Genomic DNA, 19,906 nt, shown 5'->3' with positions numbered 1-19,906 from the left:
AATGTAGGGCATCAAATCCTCCTCTTTCATAAGCAACTTTCCATTGTCTAAGTGTTTCTGGAGATGGGATGTGAAAAATTGCAGCCGTTTCTCTGATAGACGCCCGATTCTCTTTCATAAGTAAGTACGTCTAGTTTAAACTGTGCAGGGTAACTTGTATAGTTTTTAATAAAAGCGTCTTCACCATAAGCCTTGTACAATTTCACCCATTGATGAAAATTACTGTGGTGAACCCCTATAGATTGAGTAATAGATTCACCACTGTCCTTCCCATTAAGAAATTGTTTTACCGCATTAATTTTTACTTCAGCAGAAAATTTACTAATAAAAAACAACACCTCCAATTGATAGTTGTGTCTAACAATTTGGGTGCAGTACATAGACTTCGTGGCGTCCTTTCTTCTATAAAATGATAACTGTTCCGTAAAACTACATTTTTATCTTCTAGTTCAGAAATATACGTAAATAGCCTTTATTATTGTCTTTAAATTTGAAAAGTAAAATGACATTTTATGGAGATACACAGGACGAGCGGTCCTAAAATGCATGATTATTCCATAACAAGAAAAAAACAGTTGCATCTTTATATTAGATAATTATATTATTTATATTAGATAATCATCTAATATAAAGGGGTAGGTATCTAATTATGACTGCAATTATTGAAGTTCAAGATCTTAAGAGGGTTTTTCATACTGAGGAAGGGTTATTAAAGCGTAAGAGTAAAGAAATTCATGCATTACGAGGATTATCATTTAATGTAAATAAAGGCGAAGTATTTGGTTTATTAGGACCAAATGGGGCAGGAAAAACGACCACGATAAAAATACTGACTACGTTATTAACACCCAGTTCTGGAGATGTAAAAATTCTTGGTCTCAACCCTGTATCTGAATGTAAAAAACTACGACCGCAAATAAATTTCATTCTAGGTGGTGAAAGAAATCTATATTGGCGATTAAGCGCTTACGACAACCTTGCTTATTTTGCAGATTTATATCACGTTCCAAGAATTGACCAAAAGAGAAAAATCATCGAGTTACTTGATTTAGTTGGATTAACTCATGTAGCCAACCGAAGAGTTGAAACCTTTTCAAAAGGGATGAAACAGAGATTACAAATTGCACGTGGGTTAATTAATAACCCTAAGGTATTGTTTCTCGATGAACCAACGATTGGCTTAGATCCAGTAAGTGCACAACAGTTAAGAACGATCATTAAACAATTAAATCATGAAGGAACGACTGTTTTACTAACAACACATTACATGATGGAAGCTGATGAGCTATGTAACAGAATCGCATTTGTTAATGAAGGAAATATCGTAGCATTAGATAGTCCAGAAAATTTAAAAAAAGTTAGTGACCAAGTGTCAGTTATAGAATGTAAAATCATTGGGTCTACTGCTCAAGAAATCCAAACTTTGGAGATGTTACCTAATGTTTTACAGGTGAGAGTTGAACAAATGGCGTTAACCTACCATATCCGTATCCAAACTTATAGCCCACAAGAAGTCATCCCAAAGATGTATCAAGTTTTAAGTACTGGAATGATTGCTGACTTAAGTATTAATCAGCCTACACTAGAAGATGTTTACATACAAATTGTTGGAGGTAAAGCTTCATGAGTCTACCACCACCTTTAAGAACACTCATCAAAACGATTAGCATTCATATGAAGCTTTCGATGGTACGACCGATGTTTCAGTTCATCATACTATTTCAACCTTTTATCTTTGCAACTCTCGGGATATTTATTTATGGTCATTCAGATGCGGAACAGATTTTTCATTATGTCGTTTTAGGATCTGGATTCATGACATTATGGTCGTCCATTGTATTTTCTTCAGCTAGTGATGTAAATCGCGAAAGGATGTATGGCACGTTAGAAATTATTTTCACATCTCCAACATCATTTGCAAATACTCTCGTTGGAAAAATAATAGGAAATACAATATGGGGAATTTTATCAATGTTTATCTCATTTGTTTACCTTACTCTATTATACGATGTACAAATCCAAATTAATTACATATGGTTATTTTTTGGGAGCTTCCTTTTAAACATCATTTCTTTATCAATTTTTGCGTTTTTTCTTGCTATGTCTTTCACACTATCACGACAAGCAGCAATGTTGATGAACTGCATTGAGTATCCAATCTATCTAATTTGTGGTTTCATGTTCCCTATTTCCATATTACCTGCTTGGATACAACCCATTTCGTGGCTTCTTCCACCGACCTGGACTATTAAACTATTACGTGATGTAACTGGAAATCACTTAGTCGTCAATGAGATAATGCAAACAATAATTATACTAATCGCTCTTTCCTTCATTTATTTAGCATTAGCTGTCATTTTTTATAGATTAGTAGATAAAAAGGCAAGAATCGCTGGAACGCTAGGGGTGTACTAATATGGAGATGATAAAACGATTTTTTCGTCATGCTACTTTATCCTATAAAGCATTATTTGGTTGGCTAGACCCAAAAGTATATTTATTTGTTATGGTTCTTAGCCCCATTAGTCAACTACTATTCTTCTCAGTTTTGGTGAAATATGTTTATGACGGTAGGGGCTTAAATGGATTTATCGCTTCGAACTCATTATTATTATGTGTCATGAGTTCAGTGTTCGGTATGATGTCAGTTATTACTTCTGACAGAAGTATGGGTACATTACAAATCGTTATTTCAAGCCCTGCAAACAAAACTAGTTTATTTATGGCAAGGTCATTTGCTCATATTATCAACGGCCTTTTTACAGCATTAATAGGTTTAATTGTAGGGATAATACTTTTCGATGTTACAATACAATTTGAAATGGTTCCGTACTTAATATTTGTATGGATAGTGTCAATTTTTGCTGCATGTGGTTTAGGACTAATTGTCGCCAGTTTTTGTTTATGGACACCGTCTATGCATTTAATATCAAACCTTCTCTTTAGCCTATTGTTATTATTGAGCGGCGCTAACTACCCTCGTGAAGTTATGCCACAATGGATGTATCAGTTATCTAACTTCTTTCCCCTTACTAGAGGTGTAGAGGCTACTAAACTGCTTGTCAATCACAGTGACTCTTCACAAGTATTACATTTAATGATGGAAGAATTCTTCCTTGGTTGTGTGTTTTTCTTGATTGGTGTCTTATTTATACGATACGCCGAATTTTTAGCACGTGGCAAGGGTACGATGGAATTAGATTGATTATTAATACTACAACAATGGTGTTGAATGCTACACCCGTGTATAACTGGCTCTTTAATTGACGATCTTAAACACTATGAGTTCATTCATTCTGCTGTGAACTCATAGTGTAGTTAGTATAGTGTAATCTCTGATACATTAAGCATCATTCTTAGCACAAAATGAGTCAAGGTGAATAATGTCCTAAACCAAAATTTCTTGCGACCTCCGTAATACAATTAATCGAGTACAATGATGTCGACATTACAATGATAGAACATTTCTCTAAATTCTTGAACTAGCCTCATCAGTTTGAAACCTTAGAAGCTCACAATGCATCATTCTCAAAATTTCAATCTCATGTCTTGTTGATGTTTACTAACAGCCCATAAGCGCGCTACTTCCCCTATTATTTTCCATAGCATACTCTTTATTATTTTTTCAAAAAACTACTGGAGCGAGATTATATGCGATCGTTGCCGTAAATGAAAAAATGCTATGAATCCTACTTTGTAAGGATTTAACAATAAATAAGAAAATAGCCTATAATAAGATATATCTACAAATTAACATATAACATTTTATGTTAATTTTTTTGTTTATGTTGGTATAATGTTATTGCCCTAGCATTGGAGACTCAAATAGTTACAGTTTAAATCCAGGAGGTAGAAATGATAGTCAATTATCCCATTTATAAGACAATCCAAATTGAAGATGATGACTTGATAGAAATAGTTAAAACGAAAGCATTTCAAAGGTTATCGCTCATTAAACAGCAAGGTAATACATTTTTTCTACATAACGAAGCAATTCATACTAGGTTTGAGCATTCTCTAGGAATCTATGAATTGCTGAAGCGAGTTATTTCTAGTCTAAGTGCACGGGGAGACATTTCTCTTACTCAGTATGAAAAAAAACTTGCTAAAGTTGCAGCATTATTACATGATATCGGTCATGGTCCCTTTTCACACTGCTTCCAACTCATATCAGGTCATGATCATGGAGAATTAACTCTTCGAATCATTAGCGAAAATACAGAAATCAGAAATATAATAGACCGAACACCAAACTTACTAAACGATGTTTTACATATATTAAGAGGTGGTAGTAAGTACAAAATCATTGAAGAAATTCTATTTGGTTCACTATCACTCGATCAGCTTGATTTTTGGAATAGAGATTTGTATTATTCCCACTTACACATTAATCCTTATGACATTGATATTTTAATTGATTCCCTTCGGTTGAAAGGAAATACTTTAATGGTTGATGTCTCAGCAGTTCCTCAAATAGAACAAATGATAAGCATGAAGGAGAGTTTATACAAGTATGGCTTCGGTCATCCTTTTGTTGTTGGTAAGGATCTGCTTATACAAGAAATTTTTAAAACAGTAGTACGTCAAGGCATTCATCTTCAATCACAATCGCTCTCAAATGTGTTGAAATCTGAAATACTACAAATAGAAGATTTTCTTTCTCTGCACGATAAAATGCTTGTAGATGAAGTTATCATATTGAGTAATGTACAGGAACATGAGCAATTAAAGAAGTTAGCAACATTATATTTATCATCAACTGACAGTGTAAAATATGATGAATCATATATGGATATGTATTCTTCTACTGGGATTGTTATTAAAGAAAACAAAAATTATTGTTCCTATACTGGGGGGATTTGTGTTAGTAATGATGAAGAAATTGTTGATATTTTACAAGTTTCTAAGCATATACAAAGTATCACTGAAATACCAGCAAAATATCGTGTCTATTCATTAAATGGTTCTCTTAATTAATATGCAAATTGTTTTGAATGTTCATAACGATACTCATTTTATTTTACTAGAGGAAAAGCAATCATTCCTCCTAAAATGGTAGCTAGTAAAAAAGAAAATATAGACAATATAAATCTTTGTAGGGGGCGTATATTAGAGAAACGCTCTGAAGCCTCGTCATATAAACTTAATGCTGATAAAAAGAAAAAGAAAATTAGCCCTATTTGAAGAAGATCAACTTTTGTAAGAGCTGAGAAAGGTTTTCTCATGTTACTAGTACCAAGGACAAAAAGAAAAAACACAGTAATATAAAATATACATTTGAATTGGAAGTACTTTATGTAGTTCATAATAGTGAATCCTTCTATCATTTTTTTGTCAATAGACCTCCATTTCAATCAAGGTCGTGAGATCTATTAGTGGATTAGTTTAATTTATATTAAGATGGGGTAAGAAAAAATTCAAGTGAGTTTTAATGGAAATAAGAATTAAATATTCCTAAATGGCTAATGCCAATGGCTGTTTACCCATTAAAAAAGTTGTATAAGTGTTTATAAAACAACATAATATGCGAAAACAGCCTTTAAGAAAGGTCAAAATAAAACAATGATGATATTTTAAACCTGGGATGACCATGGGGCTTGAATACTATTTAATTGGTTGTACCTGCGTTTATATAGGCTAATTTTCCATCTGGTGTAAAAGAAATAAATAACGGTAATGTGCTATCTTCTGGAAGATTCAGAGTAGCAACAACTGTGTGAGTTTTTGTATCAATAACTGAAAGAGTACCGGGCTCAGAACTTCTGAAACCTAAAACATAAGCAAGCTTGCCATCTGGTGTAAACTTTACCGAAGTAAGAGGGAGTTCTCCTATAGAAACTGTAGCAATTATTGAATGAGTTTTTACATCAAGAACAGGTACAGTACCTAGATTTGTAGTAACGTAAACTAACTTGCCATCTGGAGAAGTATCAATACCTTGTGGGAGGGTAGAAGCATCAAATTGAATCGTAGCAATTACTGAATGTGTCTTTGTATCAATAGCACATACTGAACGGCCATTTACATTAATAGCATAAACGAGCTTGCCATCTGGAGTTAAAGATTGAGGAACTCCTACGAAGGCGGCTTGAAACCCTACAGGAAGTGTAGTTACAAGAGAATGTGTTTTTGTGTCAACGACAAAAGTAGTCAAGTGAATGCACCTCTTCATTTTATTTGTTATTACATGGATATGAAGAGAATAAGCTGTTTTATTCGAAATTGTACGTTTATCATACAGTTATTTTGAATTGTAGACTTATCAAGGTGTACAATGAACTTAAGAAATATTTGAATATTTACTTATGAGTGTTTAAGTGAAATTTTTATTATCCTGTAATTTATTGAAATAAGAGTTGAGAGAATGAGAGAAACTTGGAATGTGTGCCATTCACCATATTAATTATGTGAATGTACACTTCGCTGACATACAATAATGAACATGATTAAAGGATAAATATAGAAAGGTAATTTACGATTAGGATATCGTCACAGCAAAGAGTAATGATTTTATGTGTGGGTGAAATGACTGGATTTTACTGTCTTGCTCAAAGACCAAAACTTCTTAGAGCAGATTCCATTTAGTAAACTTATAACCATTGAACTACTCACCACTTAGCTTCGCTTGAAGTGGGAGATTCCTGCGAACACTAGCGTAACCTCAAGTTATTTAGCAGACTCTACGGGTAGTCCCTACCCTGAAAGCAAAGCTTGTACGTTTACTCACACGCTCCCTACTTTAGCTTGGTTTTCGCAACTTCGGCGAGCGTGGGCGATGGAGCGTTGAAGATTTTACGTTGCAGTCGAATTCCTACAACAACCTCATAACTTCAGTTTTCAAAGAGCAATCTGTACAAGTATATTCTACCAATAGTTTTGGCTGACGCCAACCGACATTCATCTCACACCTACTCATTGGGCTTCGACCTTCTCATTCCTTGAGGTGAGAGTCTTCTGCCAGAAAAAGATAAAGGAGTGCCATTTCATCTTCTATAGTGCCTTCTTTTACTATTTGGGATCATTCCCCAAAAAGAAAAGAGGACATTTTACAAGTCCTCTTCTACAAAGGTTCTTTTCGAAACTTTGTTGTTTTCACTTAAATGTAATTTTAAAGTTTTAAATGGTGAAAAGAGCACCGATCGTTAAATATATACGTGTTTAGTACTTATTAGGAAAAGCATCAATTAATGCGAAGAACAGCCTCTACAAAATACAATTTATACATTGATCGTCTTTTCCACTCGTGTGATTGTAAATTCTCTCGAAAATGTGAATCATATAAAGTACGTATGATCTAACCTTCCATATATGCTAACTCATAAACACTGTTGTTGCAATTTTTTATCAGAAATGTTTAAACGTAAATCTGCCACATTCTTTATGAACGTTGTATCATGTGATACAAATATGATTGTTCCTTTATAAGCGCAGATAAATCGTTCTAATGCTTCAATAGTCCTGATATCTAAAAAATTGGTAGGTTCGTCTAGCAATAATATGTTATATTTTCCTAAAAATAATAGACAAAGCTGGAGACGAATTGCTTCTCCACCACTTAACGTCTTCACTTTTTTTAATAAATCTGTATCTATAAATTGCATAGAATGTAGAGCACTTCTTAATGACCCCTCATCATATTCCGAACGATTTTTCATAAATTGCAGTATCGTTTCATCACTTGTAAATTGATAGCTCATTTGTCGGAAGTAGCCAATTCTCGCTTTTGGTGTAATGGTCAAACCGACAGCATGGCTGGCAATGTGCTTTAATAGTGTACTTTTACCACTTCCATTTTCACCAGTTATCGCTATTATTTTCCCTAAAGGGAGTTGAAAACTAACTCCATCTAACAATCTACGATCTTCCAATTCGAGACTAAATCTATCAGCCATAATTGGAAATTTATTGTGCAATTCCAATGCTTTTGATTGGTGAAATACAATTTGCTTTTCCTCTTTCACTGCTTCCACATGCTTTAGCCTATCTTTACGTTGTTCAATTGCTTTTGCGGCGCGATGTACTGCTTTTTGGCATGTCCCTTTAGACTTCGATTCAAACATTCGGTTCGCTTTAGCCTTCGCTTCTTTCCTTGACATACTTCCGGCTTGTGCAACTTTTTCGGCCTTTTTCATTTTTTCTTGCGCTGCTTTTGCTAGACGCTTCTGTTCTTTCATATATTGTGCATGAGCTTGAATTTGCTGTTCACGTTCTAATTGTTTCTGCTCTACATACTCGCTGTAATTACCTGTATATACTTGTACTTCTCCTTCGTCAACTTCCCAAATAGATGTGGTGAGCTCGTCAAGTACGGCACGGTCATGACTAACGATTACCAGTGCCCCATAGAAATATCTCAATTCATCGAGTAAATATGAAATACCTTCTTGATCTAAATGAGTGGTCGGCTCATCAACTAGTAATGCTTCATAATAATGTGTAAACATTTGTGCTAATTTTAGCCTTGTTTGCTCTCCACCACTTAAATGGTTAGAATATTGTGGAACAGCTAACCTTCCAAGTAATGATGAGTCTGCTTCATCAGTTGTAGGTGCTGACATTTGCTCAAAATACCCATGCTCTACATAGCGATGTACCTTCCCAACTGAAGGTTGAACAATCCCAGAAAGCAACTTGATTAATGTGCTTTTCCCGGCACCATTTTTCCCCACAATTCCAATTCGATCAAATTGATGAACAGCTAATCGTTCTATTTTTAATACCCTTTTATCTAAATAAGTCATTTCAATATTTTTCAATTCAAAACAAATTTGTTCCATTTTGCTACCTCCCGAAATATATAATTTCGTATCGATAGCTATAAAATCGATACGAGCTTTTGTTTCAAGCCCGTATTAATAAAAAAGTAACATCATCTTCAAAATAATACTCCAATCCAATGTAAAGAAATTAACATTATCTTCTATTTACGTAACAAAAAAATTGTACCTCATTTATTTACATGTAGTAAAGTTATTTTTATACTTAATGATCCTTAATGGTTTTTTCAACTCTATTTCCAGCAAGATCTATAATGACATTCATAATATCAATCTCCTGTACCTCTAGGTTCACTGACAGCTTTATAACCATTCTATTAATGAGTTGACAGTTTTTTGAGTCTACAGAAATGGCAAAGTGGAAAAGTCCAAAATATTCCTCACTCTTATCATTATTGTTTTCTAGAATTAAAGGCATTCGCATGATTTATAATCGACAACCTGCCCTAAAATTTAGCTCTATAGAGAAGAAAGAATGAAATGTGAAAACAGTCATATTAAATACCGTTCAGTACTAGTGACAGCTGCTTTAAACATCAATCATGAATATGTCTTTAAATCCTTTCTTACCTGCAGTAGTGATTGTTATAGCTCTGGAATTGGGTGAGCGTTGAATCCAGTTTAACTCCAAAATTCTTTCTAGCAGAGCATTTCCTAATGCACCAGCAAGATGGTGACGTCTTTCACTCCAATCTAAACATTTATGTGCAAATGCACGACGCTTATTCTTAACTTCCTGAAGATTAATTTGAAAAGATGCAAAGAATTCTTCTCCTTTGTCTGTCACCTCAAACTCTGTGGTGTTATTACAAAGAATACCTGAATTAACTAAAGAGTCTGTTATTTGTATACCTAAGCTTCCTGCAAGATGATCATAACAAGTTCGTGCAAAACGTACTGCTTTATCTTCAGAAGCTTGTTTTAATGACCTAATTTCAGTTCGTGGAGCTATTGAAAGTAGAGATTCCATCACTTGGGCAACTTCCTGATTACGAATACCATAATACCTGTGTCTCCCGTGTTTTTCCATAGTAATTAAGTTGGCATCAACCATTTTAGTTAAATGAAAACTAGCAGTTTGAGGTTTAATTTGTGCCATATACGCTAGTTCGCTTGCAGGGTGAAATCTACCGTCTAATAAAACTGTCAGTATTGCAGCACGAGAATTTTCGCTCACAAGGCTGGCAACCTTTGCTATATCAGGTCTTCCACTCATATTAATCTTTCCTCTCATTTATAGTCTACATTTTCATTTGTTTAGAACATATCCATTTAGTTAGTGAAAAAATAACTTTACATCCATATTTCGATTATGATTTTATTATATACATGTTAAGCTACTCATACAGTAAATATTTTTTATCAGCTCTTTTATTTAGGATCTTTTCTTAAACTTTGATGCTGTTGCTGTCCGTTTAGTACTATAAAAAGCATTGTTATATTGTTAGTCATCTCTGTACAGAAGAAGAGGTGCCACGACTTTAGTTGTGTATGAGTTTACTTCTGAATACGACTAGAAACAATTTATGTGAAAACAGCATATATTTACTTTTTGTTGTTATTTATACAATATTCCTACAATAAAAGCGGGCATAATGCAATTGTTTCTTAGAAGAAAAGATGCTAAGAAACGATTGTTGTATCCGTTTTTTAGAACAATTACTTCGTTCTAAAAGACTGACCTTATCATTAAATATAATAGTTAATTCGGAGGAACTTATGAATCCAATTGTTTACACATTACTAGTAATACTTGCTACTTCACTGATGGGATCTTCTTTTGCGATAGGAAAAATGGGCCTGGCATATATATCACCATTTCTTTTAGTTGGGTTACGCTTTACAATCGCTGGATTAATAATGTCTCTTTGGGTTAAGAATAAAAAGCTACATTCACCCAAGGACAGTTGGATGAAGATATTTATTATAGGACTCTTTCAAACTACAGGTGTTATGGGATGTATATTTCTAAGCCTAAGAACGATTACAGCGGGTGAGTCTTCTATTCTCACATTTATTAATCCACTTCTTGTAGTAATCCTCGGTACCATTTTTCTACAAATTAAATACCGATTATATCAATGGATTGGAGTTTTAATAGGATTTCTAGGAGTAATAGTAACATTTGGGTTTCACTTACAATTACAAACTGGAACACTTTTAGGGCTTGGAGCAGGACTTTCTTGGGCTATAGCAACTATATTAGTTAAAAAATGGGGATCTCATTTTGATATTTGGGTACTTACAGCTTATCAAATGCTGTTTGGTGGGTTGGTACTCTTACTATTGAGCATCATACTTGAATCCCCAAAAATGATCATAAATATTGAATCTATATCAATTGTCCTATATTTAGCTATTATGGGTTCTATCGTTCAATTTGCAACTTGGTATTACCTTCTCAATAAAGGTGACCCAGGTAAAACGAGTGCGTTTTTATTTTTAGCTCCTTTTTTTGGAGTACTTTTTGGATGGTTACTGCTTGACGAAATTGTTCAATGGTATGTTTATTTAGGTGGACTACTCATTTTTATTGGGATTTTCTTTGTGAACTGGAACTTCTCAAAAGAAAATTGAACTCATTTAAGTAACCATAACCAACTCTACAAGAGGGAATTGGTACAATCTAAATCATTAAATTCTTCTCTATTTGTTATATCTTTGACACGATAGATGGATTCAGGGATTTGACCCATTAATTCATGAATTTGACCAATAAACCCGTGGATTTGACCCATATATTATAAAATTTGACCGATAAAAAACTAAATTATCGGCACCAAATATGAGTTTATGTACCGATAAAATGAATGACAAAATTCTACATCACAACAATTTGATTTATGCTATCTTAATTACAGAGACATATTACAAAAGTATTTTCCTTAATAACGCTTTCGATATCCATCTTGTTTCATAATATTTTTTTCAGGAGGGGTTTTATTTGAATCAGCGATATTCTATTCAAGAGTTTGTAGATCAAACGAAGCAAAAGGAAAAAAATCAAGGTGTATTTGAACTAGAAAGTCCCCGGATGTTAGAAGTTAATTTAGATGGAGAAGTTTGGGCAAAAGTGGGTTCCATGACTTCTTACAAGGGCCAAGTTAAATTTGTAAGAGAAAGCATTTTAGAGCATGGCATCGGTAAAATGTTTAAAAAACAATTTACCGGAGAAGGCGTTAGCTTGATGAAAGCATCAGGAAACGGCACAGTATATTTTTCTGATAGTGGGAAAAAGATCTACATTATTAATCTTGATGGAGAAGCTATTTCTATTAATGGAAATGATATTTTGGCTTTCGAGTCAACTGTTAAATGGGATATTAAAATGATTCGTAAAATTGCTGGTATGTTAGCAGGTGGACTATTTAATGTTCGTTTAGAAGGACATGGTCTTATTGCCTTTACTAGTCATTATGAGCCTCTTACTTTAGAAGTAACCCCTGATAACCCAGTAATGACAGACCCAAATTCTACTATCGCTTGGTCTAGTAATTTAACTCCTGATATTGTTACTGATATTCAATTTAAAAGTTTGTTTGGTCGAGGAAGCGGAGAAAGTTTTCAAATGAAGTTTAGCGGTAGTGGCTTTGTTGTAGTACAACCATTTGAAGAAGTGTATCGAGCACCAAATGCGTAATAGAGAAAGGCTCTTTTCGTTAACTTTGTTGCTAATGTTATCAAATTAGCAACATAAAATTGGTTTTATATTGTTAGTCCTTATTGTACACAAGAAAAGATGTCACGAACTTTAGTTTTGTAGTTTATTGCGTAGTACGAAAAGCAACAATCCATACGAAAACAGCCTAAGAAATGAACTTTGAAACTATTTTGTACTTACTAAAAGAATGCAAGGGTAAAAATTTCATCCTTGCATTCTAAAAAAGCTTTGATAATTCAGGTTAATTTGGTTTGTTGGACAGTGAGTTATTATACGTTTTTTCATGGTTTAGCAACCAATTTTTTCTTTCTAAACCGCCACCATATCCGCCTAAACCTCCGTTAGATTGGATAACCCTATGACATGGTACGATGATTGCTAATTGATTGGCACCATTTGCGTTACCAATGGCTCTGACAGATCTTGGATTATTAATTAAGGTAGCTAGTTCTTTATATGAAGTCGTTTTTCCAAATTCAATTTTTAACAGTTCATTCCAGACAGTTTTTTGAAATTCAGACCCTAGTAAGATGATCGGGGTTTTAAATGTTGTTAGTTTTTTTGTAAAATAATTTGTGATTTCCTCTTCAATCTGTTTTGATATTTTATTTACTCCTGGAATGATTGAAGCGTTTAACTTATTTCGCAAACGTTCAATTTCTCTTTCCAAGCCTCTACGATCCACAAATTCAAGTAAATATAAATAATCATCATCTACTATACTTACCATCGGTCCTAATTTAGTATCTATCCAGTTTGCATATAGCATTTTTACACTTTTAGACTTTGTCGGTGATTTTCCCATAATTTTGGAAAATGCATCATGAAAACCACTAGAAGAATCATACCCTACATCTATTTGAGCATTGATAATTTTTTCACCTGTTCTTATCGATTTCATTGCAATTCCCATTCTTCTAGCTCTCGCATATTGTACAAAGGTCATACCATAAAATTTTTTAAATTGTCTTCTAGCGGTAGCTGCATGGAGCCCTAACTTTGAGAAATCAGCATCCTTCCACCTTTTTTCTGGATTTTCCTCAACAAGCTGTATCATTTGATGTACAAGCGGAGATATTTCTTTAGGATAGGACATTGGATGACACCTCTTACAAGGACGAAATCCTGCTAAAAGTGCTTCTTCAGCTGTTGTATAGAAATTGCAATTTTCATATTTAGGCTTTCTAGCGGGACATGTCGCATGACAAAATACACCTGTAGTCTTAATTCCAGCAAAGAAAATACCATCATATGATGAATTTCTTGCTAGCAATGCTTCGTAATATTGTTTTTTTAAAGCTTCATCATTAACCATTTCAGATCCCTCATTTTATCAGTGCAATATTATTGTAAGGCTCTTTTCGTAAACTTTGTTGCTAAACTTCACTAAATATGAGAAGTATGTTTTATAAGATGTTTTTAAACTTTAGCAAACAAAAGTTGTCACGAACGATAGCTGTATTCGTGTTTTTTACCTAGTATGAAAAACAACATTCAATGTGAAAACAGCCTATTGTAAAAACATTTTTTTCTATCGGATATTAATACAATTTTACCTTCGTTACACTATTATTGCTCTATAGTTTGTCATCTTGGATGTATTTTCACTGTACATATATAAAATTATAAATAAGATATAGACATTGTGCATACGAAAAATGAACATCTATTTTTTAGCATTCGTGCTAAGGAAAGAATAGATAGTATATAACAATAGCAGGAAATAGAAGGTGATATTCATTACCAAAGATTTAGGAAGCAATTGTGCTAATTATATCTAAATCATAGAAAAAAAAAACGCGATTCTATTCAAGAATTGCGTCAAGTCAAGTAACCGAGTGATCTATTGATTTTTTTGAACATTTTCTTCAAAATATTTACCCCAATCAGGCTTTCTTCCATCAATATCTTTAAATCCATACTCTCTTGATAATTCCCAAGAGCTAAGTGCTTTGCCAGTTTTGTTTTGTACCTTCGGATCACTTGCGAGTGCTACAATCGCTCTACCGATAAAAAATGGTGTTTCAGAAGCGATGAAGTGTGGATCTTTAGCAGCACCTTCTTGCCAATTTTCTTCAGTGACACCAAACCAATCTAACATAGCTTCTGAACGTAAATATCCAGGACTCACCGCTACTGCTGTAATATTATGATCCTCTAAATCTTTTGACATCGCTTGTGCTAGGTGGATGGTTGAAATCTTTGCCAAACTGTAATATAAATTTCCTCGATAATCATAGCTCACACCATCTGTTATTTCGATAACTAATCCGTTCTGATTTTTAACCATAAGCGGAACACCATAATGACTAGTAATCATATGAGAATGTACCGCTCTTCTCTGCATAAGAAGCCCATTATCTAAATCATGTTCCCAAAAAGGGGTCTCCCATTGGGTGAGTGGATCCCCTCCCCAAACATCATTAACGAGAATATCAAGCTTGCCATTTTGTTCTTCCTCTATTTTATTAAACAAAGATTTCACATCGTCTTCAACCGTATGGTCAACTCTAACTGGTATCCCTATTCCACCTTTACTATTAACGAGCTCTGCTGTTTCTTCAATCGTTTCTGTCCTTCCCATTGAAGATAAATTACCTCTCGTACTTCTTCCAGTTACATAAACCGTTGCTCCTGCTTCTCCAAGCATCATTGCAATTCCACGCCCAGCTCCCCTTGTTCCTCCAGCAACTACGGCTATTTTTCCTGTTAATTGTTTCATGTAATCAACCTCCACTTTTTTGATAAGAATAGTATAATACTTAATGATGTCACCTTATGTCATATTATAATTATTCTGTTATTGTAATTTTTAGGGGGTATTTATGCGCGCAGATAGATTGATTTCCATTTTACTGTTGTTACAAAATAAAGGAAAACTAACAACTAAACAATTATCACAGGAATTAGAAGTATCAGAACGTACGATTCATCGTGATATGGAAGCATTAAGTATATCGGGAATTCCTGTTATTGCAGAACGTGGTAAATCAGGAGGTTGGACATTACTTGATAAATACAAGACAAATTTAACTGGTATGAAAGCGAATGAAATAATGTCTTTGTTAATTTCTCCATCACTACAGTTACTTACTGACCTAGGTTTAGCAAAAGATTGGCATGAAGCACGGCAAAAGATTCTTGCCTCTGTTCCTAACTCCTATGAGCGAAATACGAATGATATTTGGAACCGTATCCATGTAGATACTAGTACTTGGCGACAGTCAACTGAAAAAATTGAATCTTTTAAAACTTTACAACAAGCGATTTGGGATGAAAGGAAACTACATATTAAGTATGAACGTGCAGATGGACAATGTGTTGAACGAATTGTAAACCCATTAGGCTTAGTCGCTAAAGGTAGTACGTGGTATGTAGTAGCGCACTCCGATGGAAAATTCAGAAACTACCGTGCTTCACGAATGCAGTCTGCAACACTAACACAGGAAGAATTTGACCGACCAAATGACTTTAATTTGGCACATTATTGGAGTTCTTCAACAACAGAATTTATTAAAAGCCTTCCGAAATACGAGGTGAATGTAGAAGTATCACCCTGTATCATTCAAAGAATAAAGTTTCCTGGACGTTTTGTACAAATTTTACAGGTAGAACCTCCTTTAGAAAATGGATGGATTCCTGTTAAACTTAGCTTTGATGCAGAACAAGAAGCAAAAGAGTATATTTTAGGCTTCGGAGATCAAATAAAAATTATACACCCTAACAGTTTAAAGAAAAATATATATGATATGGCAAAAGCTGTCGTAAATTTTTATGAGCAGGAGAAGACACTATAAAAACCTTTTAATATTTTTACTACCATTCATCTTAATTGCTATAATATTTTTCAACTATAAAAAAATTAACCTTTCCTGTGGTGGAAACCCCTATTAATATTCCTGCACCGAGTAGTATGTTCTGGGGATGCAGGACAGAATTGCTTAGGTAACTACAATTTGGATATCATTGAAAGGTGTATCACTTCGAATCCACCTTCCACCTCTATGATTTTCCTAGGAGGAAGTCCCTACACCTATAAATGGACAGCTGGCCTATCAAATTTATATTTTACAAGACATTGTTTAAATGTATATATTAAATCTCATTTACAAGTATCAATAACTCAAACGACCACTTTCCATAATGTATAATTAGAACCCTCCATATAAGCAATTATAAAAATATAAGTCAACTTAAGTGTATCCTCTTGTTACTTAAAAGCCATGTTCTCTCATAATTCTTCCTCAAAACTACTCTATTAGCTACAAACAATTTGTGCTCTCACCAGTATTGAAGTAAATATTCCCCACTATCAGGCTCTTTCCACAATGACAAATGTACAACTTCTTCCTTTTGAAAAATTCCACTCCTTCTTAAGGATAGCAACCTATACAACTGTTATTATTTAACCATTGTATATTAATAAATACCTTTAGAAGGTGAACTCATGTCAAAAACACCACCTATATACCGTTGTAGAATTGCACCAAAATCAAATTGCGTTTTTACCACAAAAAAATTTCAAAATTCCACTCCTATACAAATTCCAGAAGAAGGAACAGCTATTCCTTATCCATCAAATATATTCGTCTCTGGATTTACAGACAAAATTGTGAAAGTAGTTATATCCATTAATAACTTAAGTCACACATTTGTCGGTGACCTTATCATCTTATTAGTTGCTCCTGATGGTAGAAATGCCACAATTATGGCAGGAGCAGGATTTGGTAAAGTGGACGATATAACCCTTACCTTTGATGATATGGGATCAAGCATCATTCCACTCTTTTTGCCACTTACTACTGGTACATTTCAACCAGCAAATTATTTAGGCGAATTAGTTCCATTACCACCACCAGCGCCTACTAATCAATCTTTCGGCTCAATGTTAAGTACGTTTAATTTTTCAAATCCTAACGGCGTTTGGAGTCTTTTCGTTTTTGATGCATTCCCTGATGACTCAGGTAATATTGCAGAAGGTTGGGATTTAACGATTACTACTAGTAATTGTACACCTTGATACAGCCTTAATAGAAACATCATTTATGTGCTCCCTGTGTATATAGAAATTCAAAAAAGCTACAAAATGGTGCAGATCATTTTCGAAAGCTATATAACTATCTTAATTTGAATGTAATCAGCTAGTTGTTTTATTGGGTAATATCCCATTGAATTAATGAAGGGTGTTGCTGTTATACTTGATTTACTTACCGTTAAAGGACCATCTACCTCGTATATATTTCGCTAGCCGGTCATCATCGACTTTAGGTGGAATCTGTTTGCTTATTTTGAATATTCCATCTCCTCCTTTCGTTTAGTGTATAATTATAGAATTATAAGTGGGTTATTCATGTGATTTTGCTATTAACGATAATTGAGCAATTATGTTAAGCTCTATTTTATTCGTTATAACTGGTCCATTTGCTATGATTATTGTTTCGGGTATCGTTCTTGGTTGTTTATTTAGAGGTCTGTACTTACTTAACGATCTAAACAAAAGACTTTTAAAAATAGCACCTAAAACAGATAGAGTAAAAGAAGCATATGAGAGATATTTAGAAGAAAGAGACAAGGAAAATAATGAACAAGGTGGCATTTCCAATTAAAATTAATAACTATCACTTTTTCTTTAGCAAAGCTCCTTTCTCAATTAATATAATTTAACTTACAAAGCTAAGTAAAAAAGCACTCTATAAGAGCGCTTTTTTATAACACTTCATTATTATTCTGTTTCGTCCAAAGCATCAGGATAAACAACCGTTTTAAATACATCACCAGTAGTTTCGTTTTTAACAAAGATCGTTACATCATAACTTTCTGGATCAACACCATTAAATAGTTGATAGTACATACCTGACATTCCCAATCCTAGTTGAGCAAAACTATCAAAACTGTTCTCGTAGTTTTCTTGATCTACTACTAATGTAAATTCTGAAAATGAATCATTATGTAATACATCTTTAATTGAAGGGAAGTCTCCATTATTCTTGTAATCTTCGACGGTCATAAGTATACTATCTTTAATTTCATCCATCATTTCTTTATGTTTAGACTTTGACATTACATAAGTAATAGTGCCGTCATCATTTTGTATGACATCTTTTATGCCATCTTCTTTTGCTTGGGCCTTAATACTGTCCATGTCTTCTCCCTCAAAAAACGAGTTTGGTAAGGTTACTTCAACATTTAACAACCCCTTATCTACTTCAATTGACTCCGTTTCATTTTCTTTCTCAACATCTTTTGAATTATCTCCCGACTCCACTTCTTTTCCTACATCTTCTTTACCATCACTTGCTTTTTCTTGACTACATGCTGAAGCAAATATAGTTAGAAATATTACAATTGATAATAATAGTGTTCTTTTCATATTATTTCTCCCCCTTAAAAACTCCCCTAATATTATACCAATAATTGTATATATGAGAAGTGAAAAACCACTTTATTTTTTACACTTTTTCATTCTTCTCTTACTATTTGAACACCGATACCCAATCCCCCTTAGAATGGACATAGTTCTGTATATTTTTCATACTATTATGGGTAAATCGGAATACCATATGTAGTATAGTTAATATACTTCACCCTATCTGGAAAAAACAGGTCTATCGTGTACAGTTAGTCGCTTTTGAGGTGTAATAACATAATACAAAATCCATATTAATGATATGACAATCTAAGGTCCTTGTATGCGTATCGTTAAAACTCATTAATATCACAAATTACACTTTTTAATATATCAATAGATTTTATAGGGTCTTTATCAAGTTCTAAACTATGATTTCCACCATCAACCACTTTTAATATAAGGTTTTGATTGTTTTTCAATTCATCGAAGCGTTCCACAATAAAACAAGAACTATCTTTTTCTCCAAAAATACAAAGCCCTTTATTTTCACTGTTAACCATTGCATTAAATACGTAATCATTTTGTATTAACGGTGTCAACCATACTACTTTAGCATCTTTCAACATTGTATTATCCAACAAATAGCTTAAAGCTTTTGTACCAATTGATTTTGCTACTACATAATATTTACTGTAGCTCTTGTCCTTAATTGCGTTGTCAATTGTAAGTTGAACACCTCTTGCGAAATCCCTTTCATTAAGTGCAGACATCTCTTGCCTATTAAATGAATAATTAATGTGTAATACATCAAAACCTTTATTGTAAAATAACCCCGTTGTATAGTGTAACAAAGGAGATTGTGTTGAGTAACCAGCCCCAGGTAGGACAATTGCTAAGCTATTTGCTTCTTCTTTTTGTTCAATCAATCTAAAAGGGATATTCTTAGAACCTATATTTTTATTATTAGTCATCATTTTCCACTCCTAAAATTCACATTGCTCTCTTCACTATAAATCAATATCCTTATAATTCTGTCCCGTTTGTTGAACACCCCTTATGATATTTATTCTAAAGTACTAATATTTACCTTAAATATAATTTCTTAACAACCGCCATCTT

Annotated in this window: 17 protein-coding genes and 1 pseudogene; 9 read left to right on the top strand and 9 right to left on the bottom strand. The window is 33.6% G+C overall.

Translation table 11 applies throughout. The annotated features are described in order from the left end of the window. Positions 1–326 (bottom strand): annotated as a pseudogene (locus ACSVDA_RS02525) (transposase); the annotation flags it as partial. A gap of 323 nt (positions 327–649) precedes the next feature. Between ACSVDA_RS02525 and ACSVDA_RS02520 the strand changes: the two are divergent. The 4 genes from ACSVDA_RS02520 to ACSVDA_RS02505 all read left to right on the top strand — a co-directional run bounded on the left by ACSVDA_RS02520 (position 650) and on the right by ACSVDA_RS02505 (position 4,977). Then, the gene (locus tag ACSVDA_RS02520; RefSeq protein WP_485880574.1) at positions 650–1,627 is read left to right on the top strand and encodes an ABC transporter ATP-binding protein; all 978 of its coding nucleotides are present in this window, start codon (positions 650–652) and stop codon (positions 1,625–1,627) included. After that, positions 1,624–2,415 (top strand): ABC transporter permease, encoded by a 792-nt coding sequence (locus ACSVDA_RS02515; RefSeq protein ID WP_485880573.1) that lies wholly within the window; start codon positions 1,624–1,626, stop codon positions 2,413–2,415. Before ACSVDA_RS02520 ends, ACSVDA_RS02515 begins: the two co-directional genes overlap by 4 nt. Before the next feature lies 1 nt (position 2,416). Further along, positions 2,417–3,205, top strand: a complete 789-nt coding sequence (locus tag ACSVDA_RS02510; RefSeq protein WP_485880571.1) for an ABC transporter permease — start codon at positions 2,417–2,419, stop codon at positions 3,203–3,205. Positions 3,206–3,855: 650 nt separating this feature from the next. Next, a complete protein-coding gene (locus ACSVDA_RS02505) occupies positions 3,856–4,977 on the top strand; it encodes an HD domain-containing protein (RefSeq protein ID WP_485880569.1) in 1,122 nt (373 codons plus the stop codon). A gap of 631 nt (positions 4,978–5,608) precedes the next feature. On the opposite strand, the gene ACSVDA_RS02500 is transcribed toward ACSVDA_RS02505, so the two are convergent. From ACSVDA_RS02500 to ACSVDA_RS02485, 4 genes are all read right to left on the bottom strand, one after another. Then, positions 5,609–6,154, bottom strand: coding sequence for a beta-propeller fold lactonase family protein (locus ACSVDA_RS02500; protein WP_485880567.1), 546 nt, complete (start codon positions 6,152–6,154; stop codon positions 5,609–5,611). 1,162 nt (positions 6,155–7,316) lie between these two features. Further along, positions 7,317–8,777: an Msr family ABC-F type ribosomal protection protein gene (locus ACSVDA_RS02495; RefSeq protein ID WP_485880565.1), complete on the bottom strand. Its 1,461-nt coding sequence runs from the start codon at positions 8,775–8,777 to the stop codon at positions 7,317–7,319. Positions 8,778–8,982: 205 nt separating this feature from the next. Then, entirely contained in the window at positions 8,983–9,195 is a 213-nt protein-coding gene (locus ACSVDA_RS02490; RefSeq protein WP_485880563.1) for a hypothetical protein, read from the bottom strand. 111 nt (positions 9,196–9,306) lie between these two features. Further along, on the bottom strand, positions 9,307–9,993 hold the full coding sequence (locus tag ACSVDA_RS02485) for an ArsR/SmtB family transcription factor (RefSeq protein WP_485880561.1): 687 nt from the start codon (positions 9,991–9,993) through the stop codon (positions 9,307–9,309). A gap of 503 nt (positions 9,994–10,496) precedes the next feature. On the opposite strand from ACSVDA_RS02485, the gene ACSVDA_RS02480 reads away from it, so the two are divergent. Both ACSVDA_RS02480 and ACSVDA_RS02475 read left to right on the top strand, forming a co-directional pair. Continuing rightward, positions 10,497–11,354, top strand: coding sequence for a DMT family transporter (locus ACSVDA_RS02480; protein ID WP_485880559.1), 858 nt, complete (start codon positions 10,497–10,499; stop codon positions 11,352–11,354). Between the two features lie 367 nt (positions 11,355–11,721). Continuing rightward, positions 11,722–12,417 (top strand): AIM24 family protein, encoded by a 696-nt coding sequence (locus tag ACSVDA_RS02475; RefSeq protein ID WP_250886781.1) that lies wholly within the window; start codon positions 11,722–11,724, stop codon positions 12,415–12,417. Between the two features lie 262 nt (positions 12,418–12,679). Here the strand turns inward: ACSVDA_RS02475 and ACSVDA_RS02470 are convergent, their stop codons facing one another. Next, positions 12,680–13,753 (bottom strand): bifunctional transcriptional activator/DNA repair enzyme AdaA, encoded by a 1,074-nt coding sequence (locus ACSVDA_RS02470; protein WP_485880556.1) that lies wholly within the window; start codon positions 13,751–13,753, stop codon positions 12,680–12,682. 528 nt (positions 13,754–14,281) lie between these two features. After that, positions 14,282–15,160, bottom strand: coding sequence for an SDR family oxidoreductase (locus ACSVDA_RS02465; RefSeq protein ID WP_485880555.1), 879 nt, complete (start codon positions 15,158–15,160; stop codon positions 14,282–14,284). A 103-nt stretch (positions 15,161–15,263) separates the two neighbouring features. On the opposite strand from ACSVDA_RS02465, the gene ACSVDA_RS02460 reads away from it, so the two are divergent. The 3 genes from ACSVDA_RS02460 to ACSVDA_RS02450 all read left to right on the top strand — a co-directional run bounded on the left by ACSVDA_RS02460 (position 15,264) and on the right by ACSVDA_RS02450 (position 18,044). Continuing rightward, the gene (locus ACSVDA_RS02460; RefSeq protein ID WP_485880554.1) at positions 15,264–16,235 is read left to right on the top strand and encodes a helix-turn-helix transcriptional regulator; all 972 of its coding nucleotides are present in this window, start codon (positions 15,264–15,266) and stop codon (positions 16,233–16,235) included. Between the two features lie 650 nt (positions 16,236–16,885). Continuing rightward, the gene (locus ACSVDA_RS02455; protein WP_485880553.1) at positions 16,886–17,458 is read left to right on the top strand and encodes a hypothetical protein; all 573 of its coding nucleotides are present in this window, start codon (positions 16,886–16,888) and stop codon (positions 17,456–17,458) included. Between the two features lie 364 nt (positions 17,459–17,822). Continuing rightward, positions 17,823–18,044, top strand: coding sequence for a hypothetical protein (locus tag ACSVDA_RS02450; RefSeq protein ID WP_485880552.1), 222 nt, complete (start codon positions 17,823–17,825; stop codon positions 18,042–18,044). 116 nt (positions 18,045–18,160) lie between these two features. Here the strand turns inward: ACSVDA_RS02450 and ACSVDA_RS02445 are convergent, their stop codons facing one another. Together ACSVDA_RS02445 and ACSVDA_RS02440 are read right to left on the bottom strand one after the other, a co-directional pair. Next, complete coding sequence (locus ACSVDA_RS02445) at positions 18,161–18,808, bottom strand: hypothetical protein (protein WP_485880551.1); 648 nt, start codon at positions 18,806–18,808, stop codon at positions 18,161–18,163. Positions 18,809–19,137: 329 nt separating this feature from the next. Then, complete coding sequence (locus ACSVDA_RS02440) at positions 19,138–19,758, bottom strand: alpha/beta hydrolase (RefSeq protein ID WP_485880549.1); 621 nt, start codon at positions 19,756–19,758, stop codon at positions 19,138–19,140. Positions 19,759–19,906: the final 148 nt, after the last annotated feature.

Origin of the sequence: Cytobacillus sp. Hm23 (genome assembly GCF_051842895.1) — a bacterium.
Classification (GTDB): Bacteria; Bacillota; Bacilli; order Bacillales; family SM2101; genus Nanhaiella.
Note: the sequence above shows the minus strand (reverse complement) of the source record. Positions and strands in the feature narration are given on the sequence as shown.